Source organism: Leptospira terpstrae serovar Hualin str. LT 11-33 = ATCC 700639 (assembly GCF_000332495.1).
Lineage (GTDB): Bacteria > Spirochaetota > Leptospiria > Leptospirales > Leptospiraceae > Leptospira_A > Leptospira_A terpstrae.
This window is the reverse complement of record NZ_AOGW02000010.1, coordinates 290,342-314,505: the sequence shown is the minus strand read 5'-3', so window position 1 is coordinate 314,505 and position 24,164 is coordinate 290,342. Positions and strand designations below refer to the sequence as shown.

20 protein-coding genes are annotated in these 24,164 nt (G+C 39.3%); 13 read left to right on the top strand and 7 right to left on the bottom strand.

The window, feature by feature from the left end:
- Positions 1-37 precede the first annotated feature (37 nt).
- The 6 genes from LEP1GSC203_RS09940 (at position 38) to ptsP (ending at position 6,700) form a co-directional block, all read left to right on the top strand.
- On the top strand, positions 38-1,447 hold the full coding sequence (locus LEP1GSC203_RS09940; RefSeq protein ID WP_002974458.1) for a hypothetical protein: 1,410 nt from the start codon (positions 38-40) through the stop codon (positions 1,445-1,447).
- The gene (locus LEP1GSC203_RS09935) at positions 1,444-2,220 is read left to right on the top strand and encodes an MlaE family ABC transporter permease (protein WP_002974043.1); all 777 of its coding nucleotides are present in this window, start codon (positions 1,444-1,446) and stop codon (positions 2,218-2,220) included. The genes LEP1GSC203_RS09940 and LEP1GSC203_RS09935 overlap by 4 nt, the downstream gene beginning before the upstream one ends.
- A gap of 8 nt (positions 2,221-2,228) precedes the next feature.
- Positions 2,229-3,017 carry an ABC transporter ATP-binding protein gene (locus tag LEP1GSC203_RS09930; protein ID WP_002973947.1) on the top strand — a complete coding sequence of 263 codons (789 nt, stop codon included), beginning with the start codon at positions 2,229-2,231 and terminating at the stop codon, positions 3,015-3,017.
- Between the two features lie 32 nt (positions 3,018-3,049).
- The gene (mce, locus tag LEP1GSC203_RS09925; RefSeq protein ID WP_002974088.1) at positions 3,050-3,823 is read left to right on the top strand and encodes a mammalian cell entry protein Mce; all 774 of its coding nucleotides are present in this window, start codon (positions 3,050-3,052) and stop codon (positions 3,821-3,823) included.
- Positions 3,824-4,001: 178 nt separating this feature from the next.
- The gene (gene lpxC / locus LEP1GSC203_RS09920; RefSeq protein WP_002974227.1) at positions 4,002-4,910 is read left to right on the top strand and encodes a UDP-3-O-acyl-N-acetylglucosamine deacetylase; all 909 of its coding nucleotides are present in this window, start codon (positions 4,002-4,004) and stop codon (positions 4,908-4,910) included.
- Positions 4,911-4,972: 62 nt separating this feature from the next.
- A complete protein-coding gene (gene ptsP, locus LEP1GSC203_RS09915; RefSeq protein WP_002974399.1) occupies positions 4,973-6,700 on the top strand; it encodes a phosphoenolpyruvate--protein phosphotransferase in 1,728 nt (575 codons plus the stop codon).
- A 2-nt stretch (positions 6,701-6,702) separates the two neighbouring features.
- Here the strand turns inward: ptsP and LEP1GSC203_RS09910 are convergent, their stop codons facing one another.
- Positions 6,703-8,007 carry a peptide MFS transporter gene (locus LEP1GSC203_RS09910; protein ID WP_002974161.1) on the bottom strand — a complete coding sequence of 435 codons (1,305 nt, stop codon included), beginning with the start codon at positions 8,005-8,007 and terminating at the stop codon, positions 6,703-6,705.
- Entirely contained in the window at positions 7,986-8,552 is a 567-nt protein-coding gene (locus LEP1GSC203_RS09905; protein ID WP_002973591.1) for a cob(I)yrinic acid a,c-diamide adenosyltransferase, read from the bottom strand. The genes LEP1GSC203_RS09910 and LEP1GSC203_RS09905 overlap by 22 nt, the downstream gene beginning before the upstream one ends.
- A 205-nt stretch (positions 8,553-8,757) precedes the next feature.
- Between LEP1GSC203_RS09905 and LEP1GSC203_RS09900 the strand changes: the two genes are divergently transcribed.
- Positions 8,758-9,606, top strand: coding sequence for a flagellin N-terminal helical domain-containing protein (locus LEP1GSC203_RS09900; RefSeq protein ID WP_039937888.1), 849 nt, complete (start codon positions 8,758-8,760; stop codon positions 9,604-9,606).
- Between the two features lie 99 nt (positions 9,607-9,705).
- Entirely contained in the window at positions 9,706-10,437 is a 732-nt protein-coding gene (locus LEP1GSC203_RS09895) for an OmpA family protein (RefSeq protein ID WP_002973622.1), read from the top strand.
- Positions 10,438-10,542: 105 nt separating this feature from the next.
- On the opposite strand, the gene LEP1GSC203_RS09890 is transcribed toward LEP1GSC203_RS09895, so the two are convergent.
- Positions 10,543-10,863, bottom strand: a complete 321-nt coding sequence (locus LEP1GSC203_RS09890; RefSeq protein WP_002974359.1) for a YbaB/EbfC family nucleoid-associated protein — start codon at positions 10,861-10,863, stop codon at positions 10,543-10,545.
- Between the two features lie 79 nt (positions 10,864-10,942).
- On the opposite strand from LEP1GSC203_RS09890, the gene LEP1GSC203_RS09885 reads away from it, so the two are divergent.
- On the top strand, positions 10,943-12,301 hold the full coding sequence (locus LEP1GSC203_RS09885; protein ID WP_002974465.1) for a cyclic nucleotide-binding domain-containing protein: 1,359 nt from the start codon (positions 10,943-10,945) through the stop codon (positions 12,299-12,301).
- Between the two features lie 42 nt (positions 12,302-12,343).
- On the opposite strand, the gene LEP1GSC203_RS09880 is transcribed toward LEP1GSC203_RS09885, so the two are convergent.
- Positions 12,344-13,117: a ParA family protein gene (locus LEP1GSC203_RS09880; RefSeq protein ID WP_002973560.1), complete on the bottom strand. Its 774-nt coding sequence runs from the start codon at positions 13,115-13,117 to the stop codon at positions 12,344-12,346.
- Positions 13,118-13,212: 95 nt separating this feature from the next.
- On the opposite strand from LEP1GSC203_RS09880, the gene LEP1GSC203_RS09875 reads away from it, so the two are divergent.
- The 3 genes from LEP1GSC203_RS09875 (at position 13,213) to LEP1GSC203_RS09865 (ending at position 16,974) form a co-directional block, all read left to right on the top strand.
- A complete protein-coding gene (locus tag LEP1GSC203_RS09875; protein ID WP_002982550.1) occupies positions 13,213-13,593 on the top strand; it encodes a YopX family protein in 381 nt (126 codons plus the stop codon).
- Positions 13,594-13,655: 62 nt separating this feature from the next.
- On the top strand, positions 13,656-15,068 hold the full coding sequence (locus LEP1GSC203_RS09870; protein ID WP_002974209.1) for a hypothetical protein: 1,413 nt from the start codon (positions 13,656-13,658) through the stop codon (positions 15,066-15,068).
- Positions 15,069-15,099: 31 nt separating this feature from the next.
- Positions 15,100-16,974 carry an AMP-dependent synthetase/ligase gene (locus LEP1GSC203_RS09865; protein WP_002974357.1) on the top strand — a complete coding sequence of 625 codons (1,875 nt, stop codon included), beginning with the start codon at positions 15,100-15,102 and terminating at the stop codon, positions 16,972-16,974.
- Here LEP1GSC203_RS09865 and pepN read toward each other — a convergent pair.
- Both pepN and LEP1GSC203_RS09855 read right to left on the bottom strand, forming a co-directional pair.
- Positions 16,971-19,550: an aminopeptidase N gene (pepN, locus tag LEP1GSC203_RS09860; RefSeq protein WP_002973861.1), complete on the bottom strand. Its 2,580-nt coding sequence runs from the start codon at positions 19,548-19,550 to the stop codon at positions 16,971-16,973. The two genes, LEP1GSC203_RS09865 and pepN, sit on opposite strands and share 4 nt — an antisense overlap.
- Before the next feature lie 41 nt (positions 19,551-19,591).
- Positions 19,592-19,840, bottom strand: coding sequence for an RNA recognition motif domain-containing protein (locus LEP1GSC203_RS09855; RefSeq protein WP_232225862.1), 249 nt, complete (start codon positions 19,838-19,840; stop codon positions 19,592-19,594).
- Between the two features lie 166 nt (positions 19,841-20,006).
- Here LEP1GSC203_RS09855 and LEP1GSC203_RS09850 point away from each other — a divergent pair, with 166 nt between their 5' ends.
- Positions 20,007-21,677: an EAL domain-containing response regulator gene (locus LEP1GSC203_RS09850; protein WP_002973738.1), complete on the top strand. Its 1,671-nt coding sequence runs from the start codon at positions 20,007-20,009 to the stop codon at positions 21,675-21,677.
- Here the strand turns inward: LEP1GSC203_RS09850 and LEP1GSC203_RS09845 are convergent.
- Positions 21,666-24,134, bottom strand: coding sequence for a TonB-dependent receptor family protein (locus LEP1GSC203_RS09845; protein WP_039937886.1), 2,469 nt, complete (start codon positions 24,132-24,134; stop codon positions 21,666-21,668). The two genes, LEP1GSC203_RS09850 and LEP1GSC203_RS09845, sit on opposite strands and share 12 nt — an antisense overlap.
- Between the last annotated feature and the right edge of the window lie 30 nt (positions 24,135-24,164).

Here is a 24,164-nt window from a genome sequence, read left to right as displayed (position 1 = left end):
GATTCCTTTTCTAGAAACTTGACGATATTGAAATTACGTGGATTCCCGCTTTAAAATTCAATTCGGAATTGTTTTTTGTCTCGTCTTTCAGAGCACAAGCCTATTTGCCAAACTCCCTAACTCCTTTACCGAAGACATCAAATCCAAATACCACCAATTTTGGTTTTTATATGAATCGGAAACCAGAGGACGCCAAAGTTATTTAGCCTTTCGTCCATTCTATATTGGTTTTCAAGACAAAACCTATGCCTTTCGTTTTAAAAGTTATCTTTCCCCATTTTATTATAAAGAAGAAACCAATTACTGGTATACTTGGTCTTCGTTATTTTTCTTCAGTGGAACTGGATTCAAACATGAGGAAGGGGATGCCGATGAAGATATCCTTTTCACCCCTCTTTTTATTTGGGGGAAAGGTGAATCCCAAAGAGAAAACTATTTTAGTGTCTTTCCAATCTATGGAAAAATTCGGAACAAACTTTCATACCAAGAATTGAGTTATGTGCTCTTTCCCATTTATTCCGAATGGAAGTATAAAACCTATGAAGCGAAATCCATACTCTGGCCCTTTGTCATGTGGGGAGGATCTGAAACAAGAAGTGATTTTCGCATCTTTCCTCTTTATTCCAAAAAGGAACACGAAGGAAAATACAAACGCCAGTCCTTCCTTTGGCCCTTTTTTCAATGGGGGGAAGAACGTCTGGATAAAAAAGAACCCACAACCTACAAAATATTTTTTCCCCTCTACAACAGCAAAGATTCTAAAGATGGGAATATGAAAAGTCGCGCCTTCCTTTGGTTTCCGATTTTGAATTCCTTATTCTCTTACGGATATGACAAAAAAACAGGACAGACCAATTACACGGCACTTTTTATCTTTTTCCAATACACAAGTTCAGAAAAAAAAGATACGCAGAAACTTGTGTTTTTCCCCTTTTATGGATATTCTTATTTTGCTAACAAAGAAGCTGAGTTTATTACCCCATTTTACATCCGTTTGTCGCAAAACACTTCTCACTTAAAAGCGACTTCTCATTTTTTATTGCCTTTTTATTCTCATATGAAAAGTGAATATGTCCAAACAGGTAGAGAAGATTATTATTGGAAACTGTGGCCATTATTTCGTTACCATAAAGATGCAGATGGAAATTTTGGATGGAATACCCTTGCGATCATTCCGGTGCGATTTGAAGTGATGGAAGATGTTTGGGAACCAATCTTTTCACTCATCGAATACAAAAGGTCTTCCAACGGGGAAAAACGTTTGCACTTAATCACAAGACTCTATACACATCGGTGGACAGAAGAAGAAACCCATATCCATATTCCTCTTCTCGTAGAATATTCCAAATCGCCGAATGGGTTTCGATACGAATTGGCTTATGGTCTTTTTGGAATCGATACAAGAGAACCAACAAACAAATATAAACTTCTTTGGTGGGAAATATGAAACGTCTCTACTCCAAAACTTTGGAACCTTTACTTTACGCCATCGGGTATACTGTCCTCCTCCTTTTTCGATCGATTGGACAGTCCCACCATCTCTATTTCAAACGAAAAGAAATTCTAGAACAGATGTTTATCGCAGGTGTCGGTTCCCTTTTTGTTGTCTCTATTGTTTCCATTTTCACAGGAATGATCCTTGGACTAAACACCGGCCTTGGTCTACGTGACTTTGGAGCCGAAGGTCAAATTGGACTTTTACTTACCATCACTCTCACCCGGGAGATGTCTCCCTTTATGACTTCTCTTATTCTTGCTGCCTCCGTAGGTTCAGCCATGGCCGCAGAAATTGGAACCATGAAAGTTTCTGAAGAAATCGATGCTTTGGAAGTGATGTCAATCAATCCTGTTCGTTACCTTGTGATGCCAAGGATAGTGGGATTTTCGCTTATGGTTCCTGTCCTTTGTGTGTATTCAGCCGCCTTAGGAATCTTAGGTGGTGGGATCGTGGGACATTTTCAACTGGGAATTGATATGATTAGTTACTTCCAAGATGTGTATTATCGTATTTCCTCAGTTCCTGGCCTCAAAGATTTGTATGTAGGACTTCTCAAAGGTTATGTATTTGGTCTTTCCATCTCCACCATTTCCTGTAGCCAAGGACTTAGGACAGAAGGTGGTGCGATTGGTGTGGGTCAAACGACAAGAAAGGCAGTTGTCACTTCCTTCCTAATGGTCATTTTTTCTGGTTATGTGCTTACCGCTTTATTTTATAAATGAAGGACTCTATGGAAACCTTTGCCATTGAAATGAAAAACGTTCATAAAACTTTCGGCAAACGAAAGATACTCACAGGTATGAACCTACAAGTCAAACAAGGAGAGACTATGGTCATCCTTGGGCCTTCAGGAACTGGAAAATCGGTAAGTCTCAAACACATCACCGGTCTTCTCGATCCAGATGAAGGAGACTGCCAAATTTTTGGTGAATCCATAGTAGATGCCAAGGAGAAAAAAAGAGAAGAACTTCGCTCCAAACTCGGAGTTTTGTTCCAATCGGGGGCTCTCATCAACTGGCTGACAGTTTATGAAAATGTAGCACTTCCCTTACGAGAACATAAAATAGCGAGTGGTGCAGAACTAGATCGTATTGTCATGGAAAAACTAAGATGGCTCGACCTTGTTCCCGCCAAAGATACGTTACCTAGTAATATTTCTGGTGGGATGAAAAAACGTGTAGGTCTTGCAAGGGCCCTCACTTCCCAACCTAAAATCGTGTTATACGACGAACCAACTTCAGGCCTTGACCCTGTGATGTCCAATGTCATCAATGATCTTGTCATCCGATTGCAAAAGGAATTAGGTCTAACCTCTATAGTGGTCACTCATGATATGAATTCAGCCTATCGCATTGCAGACAGAATTAGTTTTCTCTATGAAGGAAAAGTACAGTTTTGCGGAACCTCTGAAGAGATCCAAAAATCAACCAATCCCGTCATCCAACAGTTCATTCATGGAAATACAGTGGGTCCAATGATCCTCGATCATTCGGAATTAAAAAAAGGAAAATCCAATTGACTTTGACTCAAACATTAGGAGAACTTTAGGGAATGCCTACCATAGGTCGCGCTCTCATTGTTGGACTTTTATTTATCTTTTCCCTTGTGGCTGTGGGATATTTTACCATCGTAACAGAAGGTGGTCCCTTCCAGAAATCGGGATACCAACTCCCTGTATACTTTCCTGATGCCGAAGGGATCAAAATTGGAAACAAGGTAACCATCCACGGTGTTCCCTTTGGCTATGTATCCAAAATCCGTTTGGTGCAAATTGATGAGTATGGAAATTTACTTCCTGAGGGAGAAATGGGAATTGGAACCAAAGTCGAACTCACTCTCCTTTTGAAAGGAAAGGTGCAGCTTTTCTCCAATTACGAAATTACAATCAAAAACGAAAGCCTACTTTCAGGCCGAGTAGTCGCTCTCGATCCTGGTTCCAAGTTTCCGGTGGATCCCAAAACCAAAGAATACATGATGTCGGAGCCGGCGCTGACCAAAGTGGAGATCTCCCCCAAGTCCGGGAAACTGATGCCGATCCAAGGAAAGGTCACCCAAGATCCTCTGGTTTCTTTATCTGAACTCATTGCCGAAAACCGCTCTGATATCCGTAAAACCGTCCAAAACATTGCAGGAATTACCGGTAAAATCAACGAGGGCCAAGGAACCCTCGGAAAACTCATCAACGAAAGTGATGTGCATAAATCGGTAAATACCACTCTTGGGGATGCCCAAGTAGTATTAAAAGAACTGAGGGAAGGACTAGAGGACACAAGGGAACAGGCGCCTGTGACTAGTTTCATTCGTTCTGCACTCAGTGCATTCTAAGCACTAACACGTAAAATACGGTCCATTTTGTAGCAAAATCTTTTGGTTTGGTGCACAAACGTGAGCCGTCACATTCCCACCACACTGTTGTAAAAAGGAGACATTTTTTTGACTTTAGGCCCAGGTTTTGGAATTGTCCCTCCCCCCTTTCCTACAAAATTGTTAGTAGGAACTGAATATGGTAACGGCGATACATAGAAAAACGATCCAAAACTCCATCACTCTTCGGGGAATTGGCGTACATTCCGGGAAAATGGTAACTTTACGGCTCCATCCCGCAGAAGCAAATACAGGACTTATCTTTTACCTCTACAAAGGTACCCAAAAAATTCGAATTCCCGTTTCTCTCGACCACGTTGTCGACACGAGTAACGCCACTACCATTGGAGACGGAAGTTCCAACCGGGTGCAAACCATAGAACACCTCCTCGCCGCTGTCCATACCTTAGGGATTACCGATTGTATCTTCGAAATTGATTCTGTTGAGGTTCCGATTATGGATGGATCCTCTCTCCCATTTTGGGAAGGAATCCGTTCTGCAGGTATTCGGGTTTTGGAAGAAACCATCGAACCCATTACCATCGCTAACCCCATTTGGGTGGTAGACGGGGACAAATACCTTGTGATGTTACCATCCGACGAACTCAAAGTGACTTATAGTATCGATTTCAACCACCCTCTCCTCAGAGGACAATCTTACACCACCACTCTAGACGAATCCATTTTAGGAACGGACATCCTTCCTGCCCGAACTTTTGGGTTTTTGAAAGATGTGGAAGCCCTCCAAGCGCGAGGCCTTGCTATGGGCGGGTCTCTCGACAACGCTGTAGTTCTCACAGATGACGGGTATTTGAACGAAACTTTACGTTACGATAATGAATGTGTCCGTCACAAGATTCTCGACCTCATTGGAGACTTAGCTGTGATGGGGCGTCCTTTCCGGGGACATTTGATTGCTTCGAAAGCGGGACACGCCCTGGACATCTCTCTTGCCAAATGCATTATGAGCCAAGTGACGGGAAACGAACTCACTCAGTTCAAGAGCAAACGAGTCCCACTTTTCTCTAAAAAACAAGCCGCTCGTTAGAATCCGGCGTTTTTTACTTTCCAAACGGAGCCTAGCCGAAAGTATTTTTGGCAAAGGGACGGATGGAAGAAAAAACCACATTTAAAGGCATTTCTGCCTATCCAGGCACAGTTTATGGCAAAGTGTTTCGTTGGAAACAAACCAAACGGAAACGCGAAGACCGCACGGACCTCTCCCCAGACGAAATCAGAGACGAAGTGGAACTCCTAAAAAAGGGACTTCTCAAAACAGAAGATGATCTCGCTGACTTAGTCCAAAAATCAAAAGCAAACCGCGAACTTTCCGAAATCCTAGAATCCCAAATTGTATTTTTAAATGACCCCCTGTTTCGGGCCCGAGTCTTTGAAAGAATAGCGCAAAACAACGAATCGGCGGGATTAGCTCTAGAAACAGCCGTTAGCTCCTTGTACGACGAATTCCAATCCATCCCCGATGAATTCTTTCGAGAAAGAGCTGATCATATTTTAGATATTGGAAAACGAATTGAAGCCAACCTTTATCCTGATAAATTAGCCGATCATACCAAAATCCCAGAAGATGTGATCCTGATCGCCAAGGAGATCACTCCTTCCGAAATGATCCAACTGGGAAAATGCCGTCTTCGTGGTATCGCAACAGACTTTGGCGGAAAAACAGGACATACCGCCATCATTGCAAGAAATTATGGAATCCCCACAATCGTTGGTTTAAAAAATATCACCTCCCATGTGGAAGACGACGACTACATTTTGTTAGATGCTACTAAGGGGATCTTAAACCGCTCCCCAGGAATTGATGAAATCAAACTCGCAGGAATCCGAAGCGAAATACACAAAGTACAACCACTTCGAGAAATCAGTGATGGCCCAAGAGAAATCAAAACCAAAGATGGAAAAAAGTTTTCTCTTCGTGCCAATATTGATTCGGAAGAGGAAGTAGACCTAGCCTTTGAACAAGGAGCTGATGGGATTGGACTTGTTAGAACCGAAATTTTATTTATCCGGTATGTAGAATTCAAACCAACAGAAGAAGAACAATTTGCTGTTTACAAACGAATTTTACTAAAGATGGTGGGACGCCCTGTCACTTTTCGGGTTTGGGACATCGGGGCTGATAAAATGGAGAATGGATACGAAGAAGCAAATCCCTTTCTCGGAAACCGTGGGATTCGTTACCTTCTCCGCCACCCCCACTTTTTTAAAGAACAATTGAGAGCTCTCCTTCGCGCTAGTGAATTTGGAACCATGCGCATCATGCTTCCTATGATCACCACTCGCTCAGAGATTTTACAAACCAAAGCCTTATTTACAGAATGTTTGGAAGAACTAAAGACCACAGGACTAATCATCACTAAAAAAATTCCCTTAGGAATTATGGTAGAAACTCCGGCCTGTGCACTAAACCTACCCTTTCTCGGTAACCATGTAGATTTTTATAGTGTTGGGACAAACGACCTTTTACAATACCTTCTGGCAGTAGAACGTAACAACCATTTGGTGGGAGATCTTTACAATCCATGGCAAGTAGTCTTTTTACTTTTACTCAAAAACATTGCCGATGTTGCCAATTCTCAGAAAAAACCCATTAGCATTTGTGGAGAAATTGGAAGTGATCCTATGTTTACTGCAGTCCTGATTGGACTTGGGTTTCGGGATTTGAGTTCTGCTCTCCCACTGATGAGAGAGGTAGGAGAAAAGGTACAAGAGATTTCTTCTTGGAAAGCAAAACTACTCGCAGAACAGGTGATAGCTCTTGCAGGAGAAGAAAAATTTGACGAAATTGAATCTTTAGTATTGGAAACCAAAGGGTAATCTTAGATTCCTTTGAATAAAACAAGAATGGATTTCTTTTTAAACAAATAGATTCCATACAAAAGACTAGCTCCAAAAAAGGAACAAAGGACAAAAAATCCATAGAAGTTTATCATACTTCCCCATTGGTTTTGGTACCCTGATAAAATTCCTGCCGCATAGTGCCCAAAAGCATTGGACAAAAACCAAATCCCCATAAGTACGGAAGCATATTTTGCAGGTGCCATATGACTCACAAAAGAAAGTCCTACAGGAGAAAGGCAAAGTTCACTTAGTGTATTCCAAAAATAAACAAAAACCAAAAACAAAATGGATACCGCCACACCTGTTTCTGCATATTTTGCAGCGATCACCATCACAAAAAATCCAATTCCTAAAAGAACCAAACTAAGCACAAATTTCAAAACGGGATTGGGATTCTTGTTTCGTTTGGCAAGACCTGTCCAAACAAGAGAAACTAGTGGACCAAAGAGAAGAATAAATAAGGGATTGATGGATTGCAAAACCGAAGCAGGAATCTCAAAACCAAACAAAAATCTGTCTGTATTTCGTAAGGCAAAGAGGTTTAAAGAAGAACCCATTTGTTCGAAAGCCATCCAAAAGAAAATACTGAAAAAAGAGAGTAAAACAATGAGTAGTATTTTTGGTTTGGTTTGGTGGTCACTTTCAGGAGCTGTCATAGAAGTTTCCTGGTTTCTTTTTTTCTCCCAAATAAAGTGAGGCAAACGTTTACTTCCAAAATAGAAAACAATCATTCCAATTGCCATTCCAAATCCCGCAAATAAAAAACCCAAATGCCAATCCACTCTTTCACCCAAACTTCCACAAACAATCGGACCAATCAGTCCACCCAAATTGATTCCCATATAAAATATGGTAAATCCACTATCCCGAAGGCCAGGTTTCTTTTCGTATAACCTGCCAAAGATGGTAGAGATATTGGGTTTAAAAAAACCATTCCCAATTGCTAAAAGTACAAGGCCTGAATAAAAAAAAGATAAATTGGAAAAGGCAAGGGAAATATGCCCACAGAGCATGAGAAAACTACCTAAATAAATGGAAAACTGATAACTAAAAAATCTGTCGGTTAAATACCCTCCGATAACAGGAGTTAAGTATACAAAGCTGGTATAAAACGCATAGACGGCACCTGCATCTGCATCAGAAAAACCTAAGGCCTTTACCAAATACAATACAAGAAGGGCTCGCATCCCATAATAACTGAGACGTTCCCACATCTCGGTGAGAAAGAGAGGTGCGATTCCTTTCGGGTGTTGTCCCAATTCTATTTCGTTCGGCTTTTCCAAATGGTTTCCTCGTTTCCAGTAGAAAAATTGGCAAACCGTGCTGCAACAAAAAGATAATCGGAAAGGCGGTTGATATAAATTCTTAAATCGGAATGAATTTCTCCACCAGACTCAATGTAAACAAGTAGGTCTCGTTCCAAACGCCTACAAATTGTACGAGCAATGTGCAGAGTGCTTGCAACGGAACTCCCTCCAGGCAAAATAAAAAACTTAATTTCAGGTAGGACTTCCATAAGCCGGTCAATTTCTTTTTCCAAACTTTCTACATCGGAGCGCAAAACAACTGTTCCTTCTTTTGACTCTTTAGGCACATAACCTGCCAATTCCGAGCCAATTTCAAAAAGAAAACTTTGAATGCTTTTTAAGTAATTTAGGAAAGCAGGCTCTATACTCAAATCTCTTGTATAAGAAAGAGCAAGGCCAATGGTACTATTCAGTTCATCACAACTTCCGTAGAGATCCACCCTACGATCTGTTTTGGATACCTTGATACCCGATGCAAGGTAGGTTTGACCACCATCGCCAAATTTGGTGTAGATTTTCAATTTCCCACTCCTTTAGTGCTTAAATTTTCTTTACAGACATTAGTTTTTTGGTATAGAATCATCTGGAAAGGAAAAATTCACGGAAGAACCAAGGGCAGGCAACCCCTTCTCTTCCCGACGGGAACGGATTTCCCGGAAAGTGAATTTTGCTTTTCTCCGCATGTAGGGAAACAGGCGGGTCATGGACACACAGGAGGGTGTGACAATGATTATCAATCACAACATCAGCGCGCTAGTTGCGAAACGGGCGCTCACAAACACCGGGCGTGACATGGATAAATCCATGGAGCACCTAGCAACGGGTATGCGAATCAATAGACCAGGGGATGATTCCTTGGGATTCGCCGTGTCCGAAAAATTAAGATCACAAATTCGGGGCCTTGGCCAAGCGGAACGAAATACCCAGGATGGTATGTCGTTCCTACAAGTCACTGAAGGATCTTTAGACCAAGTAAACTCTATCTTACAGAGGTTACGTGAACTTTCCGTCCAATCCTCTAACGGGATTTATTCTAACGAAGACAGAAAACTTGTTCAGTTAGAAGTATCTCAGTTAGTGGAAGAAGTAGAAAGGATCGGAACTTCTGCAGAGTTTAATAAAGTCAAACCATTGGATGGAAGGTTTTCTCGTTCTTCCAAAAATCCAATGACTTTGCAAGTGGGTGCAAACGGAACAGAGAAAATAGAACTATACATCAATACGATGACTAGTTCTTCACTCAAACTGAAACAAGCTGGAAACAAGTTGACTCTCTCAACTTCAAACAAAGCTTCCGAATCACTCCAAGTTTTGGACGATGCCATCACCAAAGTCAACCGCTTACGGTCTGACCTAGGAGCCTATTACAACCGATTGGATTTAACGTTGAAATCACTGAGTAACAACTATGTGAACATTGTTTCAGCCGAGTCGCAAGTAAGGGATGCCGATATGGCAACGGAAATGGTGGAATATTCAAAAAACCAAATCCTTACCAAATCAGGTGTGGCAATGCTTGCACAAGCGAACCTCCGACCGGAATCCGTAGTAAAACTCCTCACGGACAGATACTAATCCGATCGAAAAAGAAACGGAAATCCTCCTTGCAAACAGGGAGGATTTCTTCAAACTTTGTCCTTATACTTATAGAGAGTGTAAGCGAGGACATTAACGTTGAAACAAATCATCTCCGGAATTCTTTCCCTATCATTACTTTCCACAATCTCTTGTGGACTATCCGAAAACACAAAAAGATTAATTCTCAGTACATCCATTGGATGCGGTGTTGGTCTAGCACTCGGTGCAGTTTATGACGAAGCACAACGAAAGAAAGATACCAAAAACAAACAAAACGATTTTCAAAGACAAATCAAAGAATCTTTAACAAGAGAAAAAAAGAAACCACAAAACAAAGGTAAGATTGTTGGTCTTGGTGCAGGTTGTTTGGCAGGACTTGGAACTGGTTTTTATCTAAACACTATGTATGACAACATGGCCGAAGAGATGAAAAAACAAGGGATCACTCTTGAGAAAAATCAAAGAGGTGGTGAAACAGTTGGTCTCACTGCGACTATGGATGGTGGAATTGCTTTTGAAGATGGAAAAGCTGACCTCAAAGGAAAAGGAAAAGAGAACATTGACAAATTGGCAGAAGCCCTTGCAGCTTACCCAGAAACCAAAATCAATATCTCTGGACATGCCAATAAAACTGGTGCCGAAGATTTAAACCTCCGTTTATCGCAAGACCGCGCTGTGACTGCAAAAAATGCGATCATTGAAAACGGTGTGGAAGGAAAACGAATTGGAACAGTGCAAGGACTTGGTTCCTCAACTCCAATCCAAGGAGTGGATCCAAAAGATGGTTCTAACCGACGAGTGGAAGTGGAAATCGTTCCTGCGAGCTAAAAACCAAAGGACATAAAAAAGGGACAACACGTTGTCCCTTTTCCATCCAAAAGCCTACAACCATTTGTAGGCTTTTTTATTGCTTCAAATCGGATAGTATTTAGATCACATTCCTAATCCAGGGAATCCACCCATGGCTTGCATTTGTTTTGCAGCCCCTGCTTGTGCATCCTGTAAGGCCTTAGTATAGGCTTCTTGGATGGACTTTTCTAGAAGGTTTTTATCTTTTTTATCAATCAATTCATCTTCGATCTGGATGGATTTCATTTGGAATTTTCCATCCAATGTCACTGATAATAGTTTGTTTTTCGAAATTCCTACAAAATTAAGACCGGAAAGTTCTTTTTCCATGGTTTTCACTTGCGACCGCATTTTCTTCATTTGTTTGAGCATATCAAACTTGTTTCCGCCTGCTCCACCGAACATATGCACCTCTTTTCCATTCAGGATTATTTTTCTTTAAAAGAAGGCAAATATAAAACTTCGAAATGTCGATACTGTAATTATGATCCATCCAAATTCTCCATACAAACGAATCTGGGATCTTTTTGTTTTTATTTGTATTACTTACTTCGCCATTGAAGTACCTGTCCGGTTAGTCTTTCACTATAAACTTTCTGCCGGAGTTACATGGTTGGAACGGGCGATCCAAATTGTATTTGGACTGGATGTCATTCTCAATTTTAATACGGCCATCTTGAAAGACCGCCTTCTCATACATAATAGAAAGATAGTGACTAAAACCTATTTACGTTCCTGGTTTCTTATCGATTTTTTATCCGCATTTCCTTTTGATCTTTTTGGCGGATTTTTTTTCCAATACTTTGGTGTTACAGACAGCCTAAAGATTTTACGTCTTCTAAGATCTGTACGGGTATTTGAACTGTTCAAATCTTTACGCCTTCTTGCCCTCGGTGCCGATTCCGATGATAGGTTCAAACTTGTCGAGGTGATCAATCCAATGACTTTTCGTTTGATCTTTTTTGTCTATTGGACCTCTCTCTTTGCACACTGGGTGGCTTGCGGTTGGATCTATCTCGGACCTGAATTTTTAGCAGACAAAGATATTACAACGCGTTATATCCGTTCGCTGTATTGGTCTGTTACTACACTGACTACGATTGGTTACGGAGACATCACGCCCGTAACCAATAAACAAACCATCTATACTATGGGTGTGATGATCTTAGGAGTCGGTATTTACGGGTATGTCATTGGTAATATTGCCACTTTACTTTCTAACTTAGATGTATCTCGCGTCCATTTTCAAGAAAAGTTAAACACCATAGATAGTTTTATCAAATACAAAAAGTTACCTCCACAACTTGCCAATCGAATTCGGTCTTACTATGTAAATCTTTGGGAAAACAAACACGGAATTGATGAAACTGAAATTTGGAACCAATTGCCTTCAGGGATCAAAATTGATGTGTCCATGTTTTTACACAACCACCTGATTTCGGTAGTTCCCTTTTTTAAAAATGCTCCTGAAGAATTAAAAAGAGAAGTAGTTCTAGAATTAAAACCAGCTTTTTATATGAAAGGTGACATTATTTTTAGAGAAGGTGACGTTCCTCACAATATGTATTTTTTATCCAAAGGTCATGTTGAAGTGATCAAAGAAAATACAAGTGAGTTACTTGCGACTTTAAACTCAGGATCTTTTTTTGGGGAAATGAGTTTGATTGACGATTCCTTACGAACGGCAACAATCAAAGCCGGCTCTTATTGTGACGTATATACTTTAGGAAAGGATCGGTTTGCAGAAATTCTAAAACACCATCCCAAGTTTGCACAACATATTCAAATCATAGCAGAAGAACGAAAGAAAAACCAAACATCAAAAACCACAAAAACCGAATGATTTCAGATTTAAGTAAAAAAATGAAATTTGATTTGTTGGACTCTAAGGCTTCATAGAAAGGATCGAATTTTCAGGATCTACTAAAGCAATCGATTCATCCGCTAACAAATCAAAGGCATGCCAAGCATTGGTGTCCTTTTTTAAAGGTTCTTGTTTTTCGGTTTTGGTTTTTATGGATTCCAATTTAGGAATTTCTGCCAAACAGGGAATTTCTTCGATTTGTCTTAGTTTTTCAAGTAGTTCTCTATGTTTTTTGGAAGGTCCAAACCAAGAAGGAACAAAGGCAATTTTTTTCTTTTGGCTAAAGATGGTTTCGGTTTGAGAGATTTCATCCAAGAGTAAATTGACTGCACGAATGGTCCATTTACTGGGAGTCACTGGAATTAGAATCAGTTCAGAATTATAGATGGCAGTAGTGAGTTCGTGTTTGGCAGAACCCGGAGTGTCAATGATGACAAATTTATACTGGTTACGAACTTCATCCAGAGCTCGTTTGAATTGTAAACAAAGGCTTGTTGAATCAGGATTGTATTTGGTGAGTTTTGCCAAACTAAGAGTCGATGGCAGAACATCAAATTGTTTGGTAACCCTGATACAATCTGTCATCCGTTTCATCCCAAGAAGCACACTCATTACATTGGATTCATCCAATTGGTTGAGATCTAAATCGGGTAAACAATAGTCTGTTAAGTCACCTTGCATGTCCATATCGACCACCAGAGTTTTTCCTCGCCTGGCGAGGGCACAAGCCAAATGGGCAGCAGTAGTGGATTTTCCACTTCCTCCTTTAATATTGGAAACAGAGATCACCTTCATGGGGCAAAGAATTGCCGGAATTCACCTCTTGACCACTGATTTTTTTTTGAATTTTCCTTGGAAAGGACTTCGCATTGCTTAATTTGGTTCCAGTTATGGCATTCACAATCCGGTTCCGTGTTTGGGACAAACAAGAAAAAGAATTCACTCAGAAAGGCTTTAGTTTAACCCTCGATGGGAAACTCTTAAAGTTTGGACAACCCATCCCAAACGAAGACAATTATATTGTTAATAGTTTTACGGGACTCAAAGACAAATACGACAAAGATTTATTCGAAGAAGATATCATAGAACATACAGTTGCCAAAGGTGGAAACCTGACGCAACATACAGGTGTCATACGTTATAACAATGAACATGGTGCCTTTTACTTAGAAAATGGTCCTCCACTACTCCAATTGTTTTCCATTCGAAAAGTAGGAAATCCATACGAAAATCCGATTCTTTACGATTTGTATTTGAAAAGTAAATCTTGAGATTTCTATTTTTATCTCTATCTTCCCTATTCCTTTTATCTTTACCTCTGAGGGCAAGTCTCTTGGAGGATTATTGGAAGGCAGTCCAAAACACAAAAGAAAAATTTGAAATCGCAGACCATAGCCCAAAAAGGTTTAGTTTTCGTTTGGGTGGAGAAGTTCCCGTAGTATTACATAAAGAATCACTAAACCATGAAATCTTTTGGTTTTGCCAAAAGTATATAGACAAATACCATACGAACTACCCATACCCCAGATATAAAGAAGATATCAGATCCCACCTAACGGATCTTTATGGAGATCCAGCACAAAATTTTTTAAGCGGAAAACTTTCCTTTTCTTGTTTTTCAGGTTGGAAAGAAGGAAGTTCTCTTCTAAAGTTATCTTTCTTTTTAAATGATGAGGAATTTTTTCCTTACCGTTGGGACTACTATGATACCAAAGGCCAACTATTTTTAACCGAAGAAGATGAAACTAAAAATGGAAAAAAAGATAGTTTCACGTATTATTCACAAAGTGGTTGTCCTAAAGAAATCACAAAGGACAAAAATGACTTTGGTGCTATGGATGAATGGTGGTATTTTAAAAACTGCCAACTAGTTCGTGTTGAATACGATTCCAATGAAAATGGATTTCGAGAACGAATTTGTCATTATGAAAATGGGAAAGAATCCTATTGCGAAGGGGTTGGTGAAAAAGAAGAGAGAGAAGCGATCCAACTTGAGTCCAACCAAAAATTCCAAGAAGCCCTAAAATCCTATCGAAAGTCATTAAAAGAATACAAAAAGGAAGTTTCCAATGGCACTTCCAGAACATGTTCCTTATTAAGGAAAATTGCAAACATTGAATACAACGAAAGAGACTTTGTTTCATTTACTAAAACCTTAGATGAATTTTTTTCCTACCGAGCTTGTGAATCAGATTCTTTGGATGTACTCATTTATAAATCGTATTATTATTTATATGTCCTTGGTGATTACAAAACCGCCAAAGACAGTTACCAAAAAACCTCAGAAATTTACCGGAAAACAAATGGTGAAATTAGTCCCGAAATTTTACTGAATTTGGCGTATGCACAATTTATGGACAAAGATCCCGTTTCCTGTTTGGCTAGTTTAGACAAACTCAATAGTCGTAGGCTCACAGCATATCCCCGGTTTTTTCTCTTTTATTACCGAGGTTCTTGTGAACTAAGCCTTGGTCGATGGGATGATGCTTATACCAATTTAAAACGAGCTCAAATTTTAGGTGGGGAACGCGAATTTCTTCCTGTAGTCTATTACAAATTAGGAAGAGCCTCCTTTGCAACAAACAGAGAACAAGAAGGAAATCTTTGGACTCACCAAGCCCTGCTCTATGATTTTGATTTAATCGAAAAAATGGACTCAGATCCTCTCTATGAAAGATTTTTTGAATCTCCGAATGGGAAATCACACAAAAGAAAATATTACTTGAATAAACAAAAAAAACAATGATAGTCAGCTCCTACGGAGACTAACACGATCAATGAAAAATTTTACGACGCTGAATGATGTTTTTTATTATGCCAATCGAGCCTATGGCTCCAAAGAAATGTTCTTTGGAAAGGATGCTGGAAAAAACTTTATAGGTCGTACATTTTCAGATATCTTTCATAAAGCAGAAAACTTAGCACTGTCCCTCTTACAAATGGGGATTCAACCGGGAGATCGAATCGGTCTTATGGCTGATAATAGAACAGAATGGGCCATAGCTGACATCGCCACCTTGTTAAACGGTGCGGTCAATGTCCCTCGTGGTTCTGATTCTACTCCTCAGGAAATCGAATACATCTTAACTCACTCGGGAAGTAAATACTGCTTTGTCGAACATGAAAAATTATATGATTCTTTAAAACCGATTCTTTCCAATACCAAAGTAGAAAAAGTCATTATCTTAGATCCTGGATTTCGTTCCAACGATTCATTCGCTATCCCTTTGGAAACTTTAATTCATGAGGGAGAAGCCCAAAGAAAAAACCTCCCTTCTCTCGAACTCCGATCCAAACAAGTCAAACCTGATGATCTTTTTACCATTATTTATACTTCAGGAACCACTGGTATGCCCAAAGGTGTGATGCTCACCCACCAAAATATGGTCTACAATGTGGTAAAAGTTCCACCACGAGTGGGTTTAAAAAGTTCAGATCGCACACTTTCTATCCTTCCTGTATGGCATATTTTTGAAAGAGCCATAGACTATGCAATCATTGCGGAAGGTGCATCCATTGCTTATACAAATATCCGTGACTTGCGAGACGATTTCCAAAAAATCAAACCAAGTTTTATGGCTTCAGCCCCAAGGTTATGGGAAAACCTTTACCTCGGCATCAAACAAAAGTTAGAGAAAGCACCAGAAAACAAACGTAAACTTTTTGATTTTGCTTATGATATCTGTAAAAAATTCAAAGATGGACAGGATTATTTAGCAGGAAACAAACTACTTACCAAAGAGGAATCACCATTCGAAAGAGCAAAGAACACAGCGGTATCTCTAGGTTATGTATTGAATTTGTTTTTACTTGCCAAGGTTTTAGATGGTCTTGTTTTCTCTAAAATTCGGGATGTTTTAGGAGGCCACCTAACTGGAACTATTTCAGGTGGTGGGGCCCTTCCCGCCCATGTGGATGAATTTTTTAATGTCATAGGGATTCCTGTATATGAAGGTTATGGGATGACAGAATGTGCACCGATCATTTCGGTACGATCAGTAGGCAATGTGGTTCAAGGTTCGGTAGGAAAATGGCCAGAAGGAACAGCAGTCAAAATAGTCAATGAACTAGGAGAATCAGTTCCCAAAGGGAAGATGGGAATCATTCATATCAAAGGCCCACAAGTCATGAAGGGATACTATAAAAATGAAGAGGCTACTTCTAAAGCCATTCATGACGGATGGATGAATACCGGTGACTTAGGATTTATTTCTTTTAACGATACATTGTCAGTTCGTGGGCGTGTGAAAGATACCATTGTTCTTTTAGGTGGAGAAAACGTAGAACCAGTCCCAATTGAAAACTTACTTTTGGAAAATTCTCTCATCAACCAAGTGATAGTAGTAGGACAGGATCAAAAGTCTCTCACGGCACTAGTTTGGCCCGATAAAGACAGAATGAAAGAAGCGGGACTGACTGTTAAAGAAGGTGAAGACCTAAACCAAAACAAAGAGATTCGACTTTACTTTCAAAATATCATCAAAAAACAAATTTCCTCGGAAAACGGATTCAAATCATTTGAAAAACTTTCTGACTTTCGTTTTTTACCAAAAGCCATGGAAGTAGGAGATGAACTGACAAATCTATTCAAAATGAAACGAAATGTCATTCATGATAAATACAAAGACCTGATTAAATCCATGTATAATTAAAGAGAATTTAAAATCTTTCCCAAAACCTCTCTCAATTCCTTAGAAAGATTTGGGAGAGTGGACAATGTTTCAAGTTCCCTTTTTGCAATTTTAGGAAGTTCACCCTTTTGTTTCGAAACAGGGGAAAACAACTTAGTTAAGGCAGCTGCCATTTGTGGATTGATTTCATTCAAACGTTTGATCCGTTCTGCAAGAAATACATATCCACTTCCATCTTCTTTATGAAAGGTCAATGGATTTCTTGCTAAACTAAAGTACAATGATCTAACTTTATTTGGATTGCGTATGTTAAACTGAGGATGTTTTTCTAATGATTCGGCAATTTTACAGCGATCCTCCCCTGTTCCTACCTGAGCGGCAAACCAAACATCAAGTACCAAACTATCCTTTTTCCATTTTTCAAAAAAGAGATTCACAGCATTTTCTTTTTCTTTAGAATCTACTTCCAATAGAAATTTCAATGCAGATACCTCTTCGCTCATATGTTTTGCTTCCCTTTGTTCCATCACAGCCAATCGTTCAAACTTTTTAGAAGGATCATATAACAGATAATAGAGTGCAATGTTCTTTAGTTTTCGTTTCCCAATTTCTTCTTTTGTTTGGACGGGAATGGTTTTTCTGTTTTCTTCCAATAGAATTTGAAAGTTCTTAGTAAAGGTAGTGGAGATTGTTTGGATGGCCCATACTCTAAATTTTTGAATTTTAGTAAATTCATAACAATTGATGTTTTCACTGATTTGGGTTAAACCAGGAAAAGAGAGATAAAAACTATGATAGGTTTTATCCCATCCTCTTCCAAAGGAATCAGCAATCGTTTCCAAAATATGAGAAAAGTTTTCTTCACTACCTGATGAGATCGACTTACGAAACCAATCAAAGATTAAATTCTGGAAGGCAAAAAATCGGGAAACTCCGTCAGTTTCTACTTTTGCTAAAACTTTGCTTTCTTCTTCTGATTGGTTGTAATCCAACCGAACAGGGCTTGAGAGTGAACGAAATAAAGAGACAATGGGTTTTGTCCCTTTTGTATTTAATGCCGAGATACGAATTTGGTCACGGGTCCCAGACATGATTCGTTTATCTTCCTTAAGTAGTTTTCCTTCTTGGTCAAAAACTGCAATGGAATTCGAATACACTAAAGGATATTCGTTCGCACCAGCATCCAATAAATCCAAAACCCATTCATTCGATTCACTCACATAACTTTCTTTTACAGAAATTAAAGGAGTTCCTGCTCGGTGGTACCAATTTCGAAGGTAAGGAATGGAATGACCGGCAGCCTCTTCCATAGAAGAAACAAATTCTTCAAAGGTCACACCTTGTCCGTCATATTTAGAAAGATAAAGATTTAGACCGCGTTTAAAAGTTTCTCTTCCTATCAGTTCAGAAACCAAACGAATGACTTCCGCACCTTTTTCATAAACAGTGACTGTGTAAAAATTATTCATCTCCCTGTATGATTTAGGAAGGATGGGATGAGACATGGGACCTTGGTCTTCTGGAAATTGGAATTCCTTAAGAAACAAAACATCTTTGATTCTTTTCACGGCCGGATCTGTCATATCTTCCGTAAACCATTGGTCACGAAAGACAGTAAGGCCTTCTTTTAAAGTAAGGTTAAACCAATTGCGAAGGGTCACTCGATTTCCAGTCCAGTTATGAAAGTATTCATGAGCAATGACGGCAAGGATGGATTCAAAACTTTCGTCGGTTGCTGATTTTTTATCAGCAAGCACAAGTTTTGCGTTAAAAAGATTGAGTCCCTTATTTTCCATGGCCCCCATATTGAAGTCTTCCACAGCAACTATCATAAATAGATCTAAATCATATTCTAAACCAAAGGTGTCTTCATCCCATTTCATTGCTTTTTTTAAGGAATCAAATGCAAAACTAACCTTTTCTTCATTACCTTTTTCGACAAAAATCTTAAGAGTGATTTCTCTTCCCGATTTGGTGTGGAAAGTATCCTTGGTTTCTAAAAGTTCCCCAGCAACAAGAGCAAAAAGATAAGACGGTTTTGGAAAAGGATCTTCCCAAACCACTTCTCGTTTTCCACCTTCCATTTGTTTTTCACCTACCAAATTCCCATTGGACAACATAATGGGAAACAGTGACTCTTCACCTGAAATGGTCACACGAAAGCGCATCATATTATCCGGCCGATCAATCGAATAGACAATCTTACGAAATCCTTCCGGTTCGTTTTGAGTACACAACATGGATCCTGATTTGTACAATCCTTCCAGTGAAGTATTCTCAGCAGGACAAATTCGATTTTCTACTGTGAGTCGGAAAGATTCTTTAGGTGGATTGGAAATAAGAATTCCAGTGGGAGTAACTTGGTAGTCCTCGGGATCCACAATGGCTCCATCGATGCGAAGGGATAAAAACTCTAAAGATTCTCCATTTAAAAATAGGGGTTCCTGTTTTTCTGCATGGAGAACAACTTCATAGTCGGCTCTCACAACTGTCAGGTGTAAATCTAGATCGAATCGTAAATCTAAGGATGGTGTTAGCCAGGGGCTTGGTCTGTAGTCTTCTAGTCTGTGGACAGGAGAAGAGGAGGATGGAGTCATCCTCCTTCTTTATGGGATAGGCTATCCCGGAAAAGTGAATTTTAGTTCTGTTTCTCTTTTCTTTTATCCTCGGCAAAGGTAACCTTTAGATTCCGGCCATCGACAGGTTGTCCATTCATCTGGGTGACTGCCTCTTCTGCCTCTTCTGGATTAGCATAGGTAATGAAAGCAAACCCTCTAAAATTTCCAGTTTCCCGGTCATGAATCATTTTCAGATCTTGAATTACTCCGTAAACGGAGAAAATCTGGCGTATATTTTCTTCCTTAAGGGAAAATTTCAAATTTCCCACATATATTTTGTTAGAAACCATTCCTGTCCTCGTAAAACACAATGCATGTCCCAATGTCCTGGGAGCCGGGTCGATTAGACACAATCGAAAGAAAATGTCAACATCAAATATTTCTTGCATATTCTGAAAGATGACAATTTATTTGAATCGCTCTCCAGGTATCCCTTTGAACGAAAAACCCTATATCTTATGCATCGATGATGAATTCTTCATTTTATGGAATCTTAAGGAACAATTAAAAAAAGTCTTTGGTTCTAGTTTTACCATCGAAACTGCAGAAAGTGCGGAAACAGCGAAAGAAATCATGAAAGAAATTGCCGCTTCCTCTGGAGACTTGGCTGTTGTGATCTGTGACCATGTGATGCCGGGTCAAAAAGGAGATGAATTCCTCATCGAAATGCAGGAAACCCACCCTCGTACAAAAAAAATCATGTTAACTGGGCAAGCGCCTGCACAAGCCATAGGGAATGCACTCAATCATGGTTGTTTGTATCGTTATCTTTCCAAACCTTGGGACGCACATGATTTGGAACTAACCATCAAACAAGCCATTGATGCCTATTTCCAAGAAAAATCCTTAGAGGAAAAAAACAAGGAACTGGCTGACAATCTCTACTTTCATAGAGATTCCAAATACCCTAATTTTGAATCCTTAGTGAAACAACTAAAAGGCGAGGGTAATCCAAAAACAAACCAATCCATTTTGCTGATTAAGATCGTGAGTTTTCCCATCATCATTAAAACCTATGGAATCGAAGTTTATAGAAAATTATTTAAAAAACTATTACAATTACTTTCTGTTCACTTACAAAACGAGGAAAAAGTATTTCATATATATTCCGATGAAATTGCAGTCCTTTCCAACCTCTCCGAACAGGAATTAGTTGAAAAAATAAGAAGTTTTCGAATGATCTTAAAATCAGATGACCTTATTTTAGATGGAGTCGGATTCCATTTGGATTGTCGGTATTCCTCTGCCTCTGGTCAAGAAGATTGTTATTATAAAGCAAAACTTGCTCTCTTCCAGGCAGAAGCAATTGGATCATCCGATTTTGTTTCCTATATAGATGATCTTTCTACAGACCACCATCTTCAGAATTTCCAACTTAGTCAAAAAATTCAAACAGCCATAACCAACAAACAAATAGTTCCCTACTTTCAAGGAATTTTAGACAACCAAACAAAACAAATTAGAAAGTTTGAATGTTTAGCACGAATCAAAGATAGAGATGCCATCCTTACTCCAGATGTCTTTTTGAAACTTGCGAAAGTAACGGGAAGTATCAGAATGATTGGTTTGCAAATGATTGATGAATCCATGAATTATTTTTCAGATAAATCTTTTGATTTTTCCATCAACCTAACCGAAGCAGAATTAGAATATAAAAGTTTCAGCAAATGGGTAGAAGCAAGGTTATCGCATTACAAAATAGAACCTAGCCGAGTTACATTTGAAATTTTAGAAGATATTAGTTTTTCTGAAAACAAAAATAGTTTATCCACTATTCGTGACTTAAAAACGATTGGATGTGAAATTGCTATCGATGATTTTGGCGTCCAATACTCTAACTTAGCTAGGTTATTAGAATTTAATCCTGATTATTTGAAAATTGATGGCCAGTTCATCAAAAACCTACCAGAAAATAAAACTGCTTACCTACTTGTACAAGGGATTGTAGAACTTGCACGTGGAATTGGTGCCAAAGTAGTGGCTGAGTTTGTCGATCGCCCAGCCATTCAAGATATGATTGAAACCTTGGGAATTGAATACTCTCAAGGTTATTTATTTATGAAACCGTCCCCTGCTCTTCCTGCTGAAGCCAATTTACAATTGTAAGGTGACTCCAAAGTTGATTTGACGAAATGGACCTGGCTGGATTCCTTCAGGCAATCTAGAAGATATATACTTTCGATCTTGTAAGTTTTTACCAGAAAGAAACACCGACCAATTGTCTTTTTTATAGCCGATATTTGCATTCAAAAGTTCATATGCGGGAATTTCTCCATCCAGTCCCGATACATCAGATTTAATCCCTGCATAACTAAGAATGGTTCTGTAATCAGCTGTAGTTCCTGCTGTATCATACCAGCTAACCGTTTTAGAATTTTCTAAATCATGATATTGTTTCGAGAAATACTGCCACTCAATCCTAGCATAAAATCCAGTACTTCTGCTGGAAATTCCCAAGGAAAGAGTGAGGATATCTCTTGATACATAGGGCAACCTGTTTCCATTGGTGTCTATATGAGCAAGTGGATTCGAATCCCCTCTTGACCAAGCTCCCAAGTTATAAGTGTATTGGTTTGATTTTGCTTCCGTCCTGGTATAGATAATATCGAAAGGAATAGAATAGTTTAATTTCCAAAATTGACCAAAGTCAAATGTCATATTCGACTCTACCCCTCTATGGATGGACCGTCCCGCATTCACTGGTCTTGAACCGAAGTTTCCACCAGCAGCCGAACTATTGATAATTTGGTCTTCAAAGTTTAATAAATATCCTACCAATTGCCCACTTAGATATTCCGTTATATCACCCCTAACACCTGTTTCATAGTTCCAAGATCGTTCCGGCTTTAATACTAGATCTTCAGCGGTAGGAGAAATGGCAGATTCATATCTTGGAGGTGAAAAACCTCTATGAACTCCAGTAAACCAAGTCATATTTTTAGAAAAATCCAAAGTAGTTCCGAAACCTGGCAGAACAATTTGGTTTCTTGTAGATGCTGTTTTATCTAATTGAATAGTTGGATTGGTTCCAGAAAAATAATCAAAGGTGGCGGGATCAAAATCTCGTCTTGCCCGGTTGATGGACCTTGTCTGTGTAAAAGATTCATAACGAACTCCAGGGATAATTGAAAATTTTTCAGTTAATCGAATTCTATCCTGCAAATAAACAGAAACTGCTTTTGCAGAACGCCTTTCGTCATCCCTTAATTCTCCACTGTTGGCTAAACTTGTCTGAGATTGTAAAAGAACAGCTGGTGTCGTACCAATTCCATTCGGATATACTACAAAGTCTGGCGTCGTAGGACCATTCAGAAGTTGTACTTTTGCCATATCAATATGATACCGAGTTCCCAAATCGATTTCATGTTTGATGGGACCTGTTTCTATTTCAGTTTGTAGTTTTGTTTCTATACCAGCAAATTTATAAGTTCTATCTCTATGTGCATTTGTCCCTCTCATCCAAATGGTATCACTATTTCTGGATGTGTAAGGTTCCCCATCGTAAGTGGCAATGGCATCTGTGGGAATTGTACTACCTCTTGAATTTCGTGAGTAGTTTTGTCTTGCCCAGTTTCGTTCTGTATATGCCGAATACACTCTTGTGATGAGTTTTGTTTTTTCAGAAATAGTCCATTCATGACCGATCGAAAAACTATATCGTTCGATCGTTCTTTTGTCATTCTGTGCTGGATTGTCTTTGGGATTATTTTGAAACATCCCTGTGGTAAGTCCTACATAAGTAGCCTGGGATTCTTGTTGGTGGAAACCTACCTTTGTCGTAATATTATGGTTATCATTTAATTGGTGGATCGTTTTTACATTGGCTTCGTTTACAAAGTAACCTTGATTGGCGCGAAATCCATCTCCTTGTTTCCGAAGGACATTCACATCAAATCCAGTATTTCCAAAAGTCCCTCCATAGTTTACCATCTGGCTAAAATATGCGTTTTCTCCACCAACAGTTTGGATACTTAAAGTGGGATCTTTCGGAGGGCGTCTCGTAATAAAATTCACAACTCCGCCAATCGTAGACGGACCAAAAAGAATAGAACCAGAACCTTTGACCACCTCGATGCGTTCCATTCGTTCAATCGAAGGGGTGTAGTACATCTCCGGTTCCCCATAGGGGTTCAAAGAGGTAAAAAGACCATCTTCTAAAATAAGAACTTTTCTCGATACTTCTCCACTCACACCTCGAAATCCTAAATTCATAGTGAGACCTGCTGGATCCTGATAACGGATGTTAGCTCCTGGTACACGACGAAGCACTTCCATATTATCAGTCGGTCGAGTTTCTTCTAAAAATTTCTTTGTAATGATGGTAGCAGAACCAGGAATGCGTTTTAAGTCCTTTTTATCTCCGATCACACGAATTTCTGCTTTCTTCCATTTCGGATCTTCGGGATTCTCTTCTGAACTTGTACTGTCCCCCGTTGGATTTGTCTGCAAACTATCTTCGGGATTTGCCTTTGGCTCAGGTTCCACTGCATACGCAGCACCTCCGAAAAGGTTAAGAACAAATAAAAGAGATAAAGTTATTTTTAGAATAGGTTTCATTTTCATATAAATATTTTGATTTTGAGACAAGAGTTC

Bases quoted from the DNA above. Each gene is read 5' to 3' on its own strand.
- LEP1GSC203_RS09935 (WP_002974043.1), top strand. From the start codon at position 1,444: ATGAAACGTCTCTACTCCAAAACTTTGGAACCTTTACTTTACGCCATC.
- LEP1GSC203_RS09930 (WP_002973947.1), top strand. From the start codon at position 2,229: ATGGAAACCTTTGCCATTGAAATGAAAAACGTTCATAAAACTTTCGGC.
- mce (WP_002974088.1), top strand. From the start codon at position 3,050: ATGCCTACCATAGGTCGCGCTCTCATTGTTGGACTTTTATTTATCTTT.
- lpxC (WP_002974227.1), top strand. From the start codon at position 4,002: ATGGTAACGGCGATACATAGAAAAACGATCCAAAACTCCATCACTCTT.
- ptsP (WP_002974399.1), top strand. From the start codon at position 4,973: ATGGAAGAAAAAACCACATTTAAAGGCATTTCTGCCTATCCAGGCACA.
- LEP1GSC203_RS09900 (WP_039937888.1), top strand. From the start codon at position 8,758: ATGATTATCAATCACAACATCAGCGCGCTAGTTGCGAAACGGGCGCTC.
- LEP1GSC203_RS09890 (WP_002974359.1), bottom strand. From the start codon at position 10,863: ATGTTCGGTGGAGCAGGCGGAAACAAGTTTGATATGCTCAAACAAATG.
- LEP1GSC203_RS09885 (WP_002974465.1), top strand. From the start codon at position 10,943: ATGATCCATCCAAATTCTCCATACAAACGAATCTGGGATCTTTTTGTT.
- LEP1GSC203_RS09880 (WP_002973560.1), bottom strand. From the start codon at position 13,117: ATGAAGGTGATCTCTGTTTCCAATATTAAAGGAGGAAGTGGAAAATCC.
- LEP1GSC203_RS09875 (WP_002982550.1), top strand. From the start codon at position 13,213: ATGGCATTCACAATCCGGTTCCGTGTTTGGGACAAACAAGAAAAAGAA.
- LEP1GSC203_RS09865 (WP_002974357.1), top strand. From the start codon at position 15,100: ATGAAAAATTTTACGACGCTGAATGATGTTTTTTATTATGCCAATCGA.
- pepN (WP_002973861.1), bottom strand. From the start codon at position 19,550: ATGACTCCATCCTCCTCTTCTCCTGTCCACAGACTAGAAGACTACAGA.
- LEP1GSC203_RS09845 (WP_039937886.1), bottom strand. From the start codon at position 24,134: ATGAAAATGAAACCTATTCTAAAAATAACTTTATCTCTTTTATTTGTT.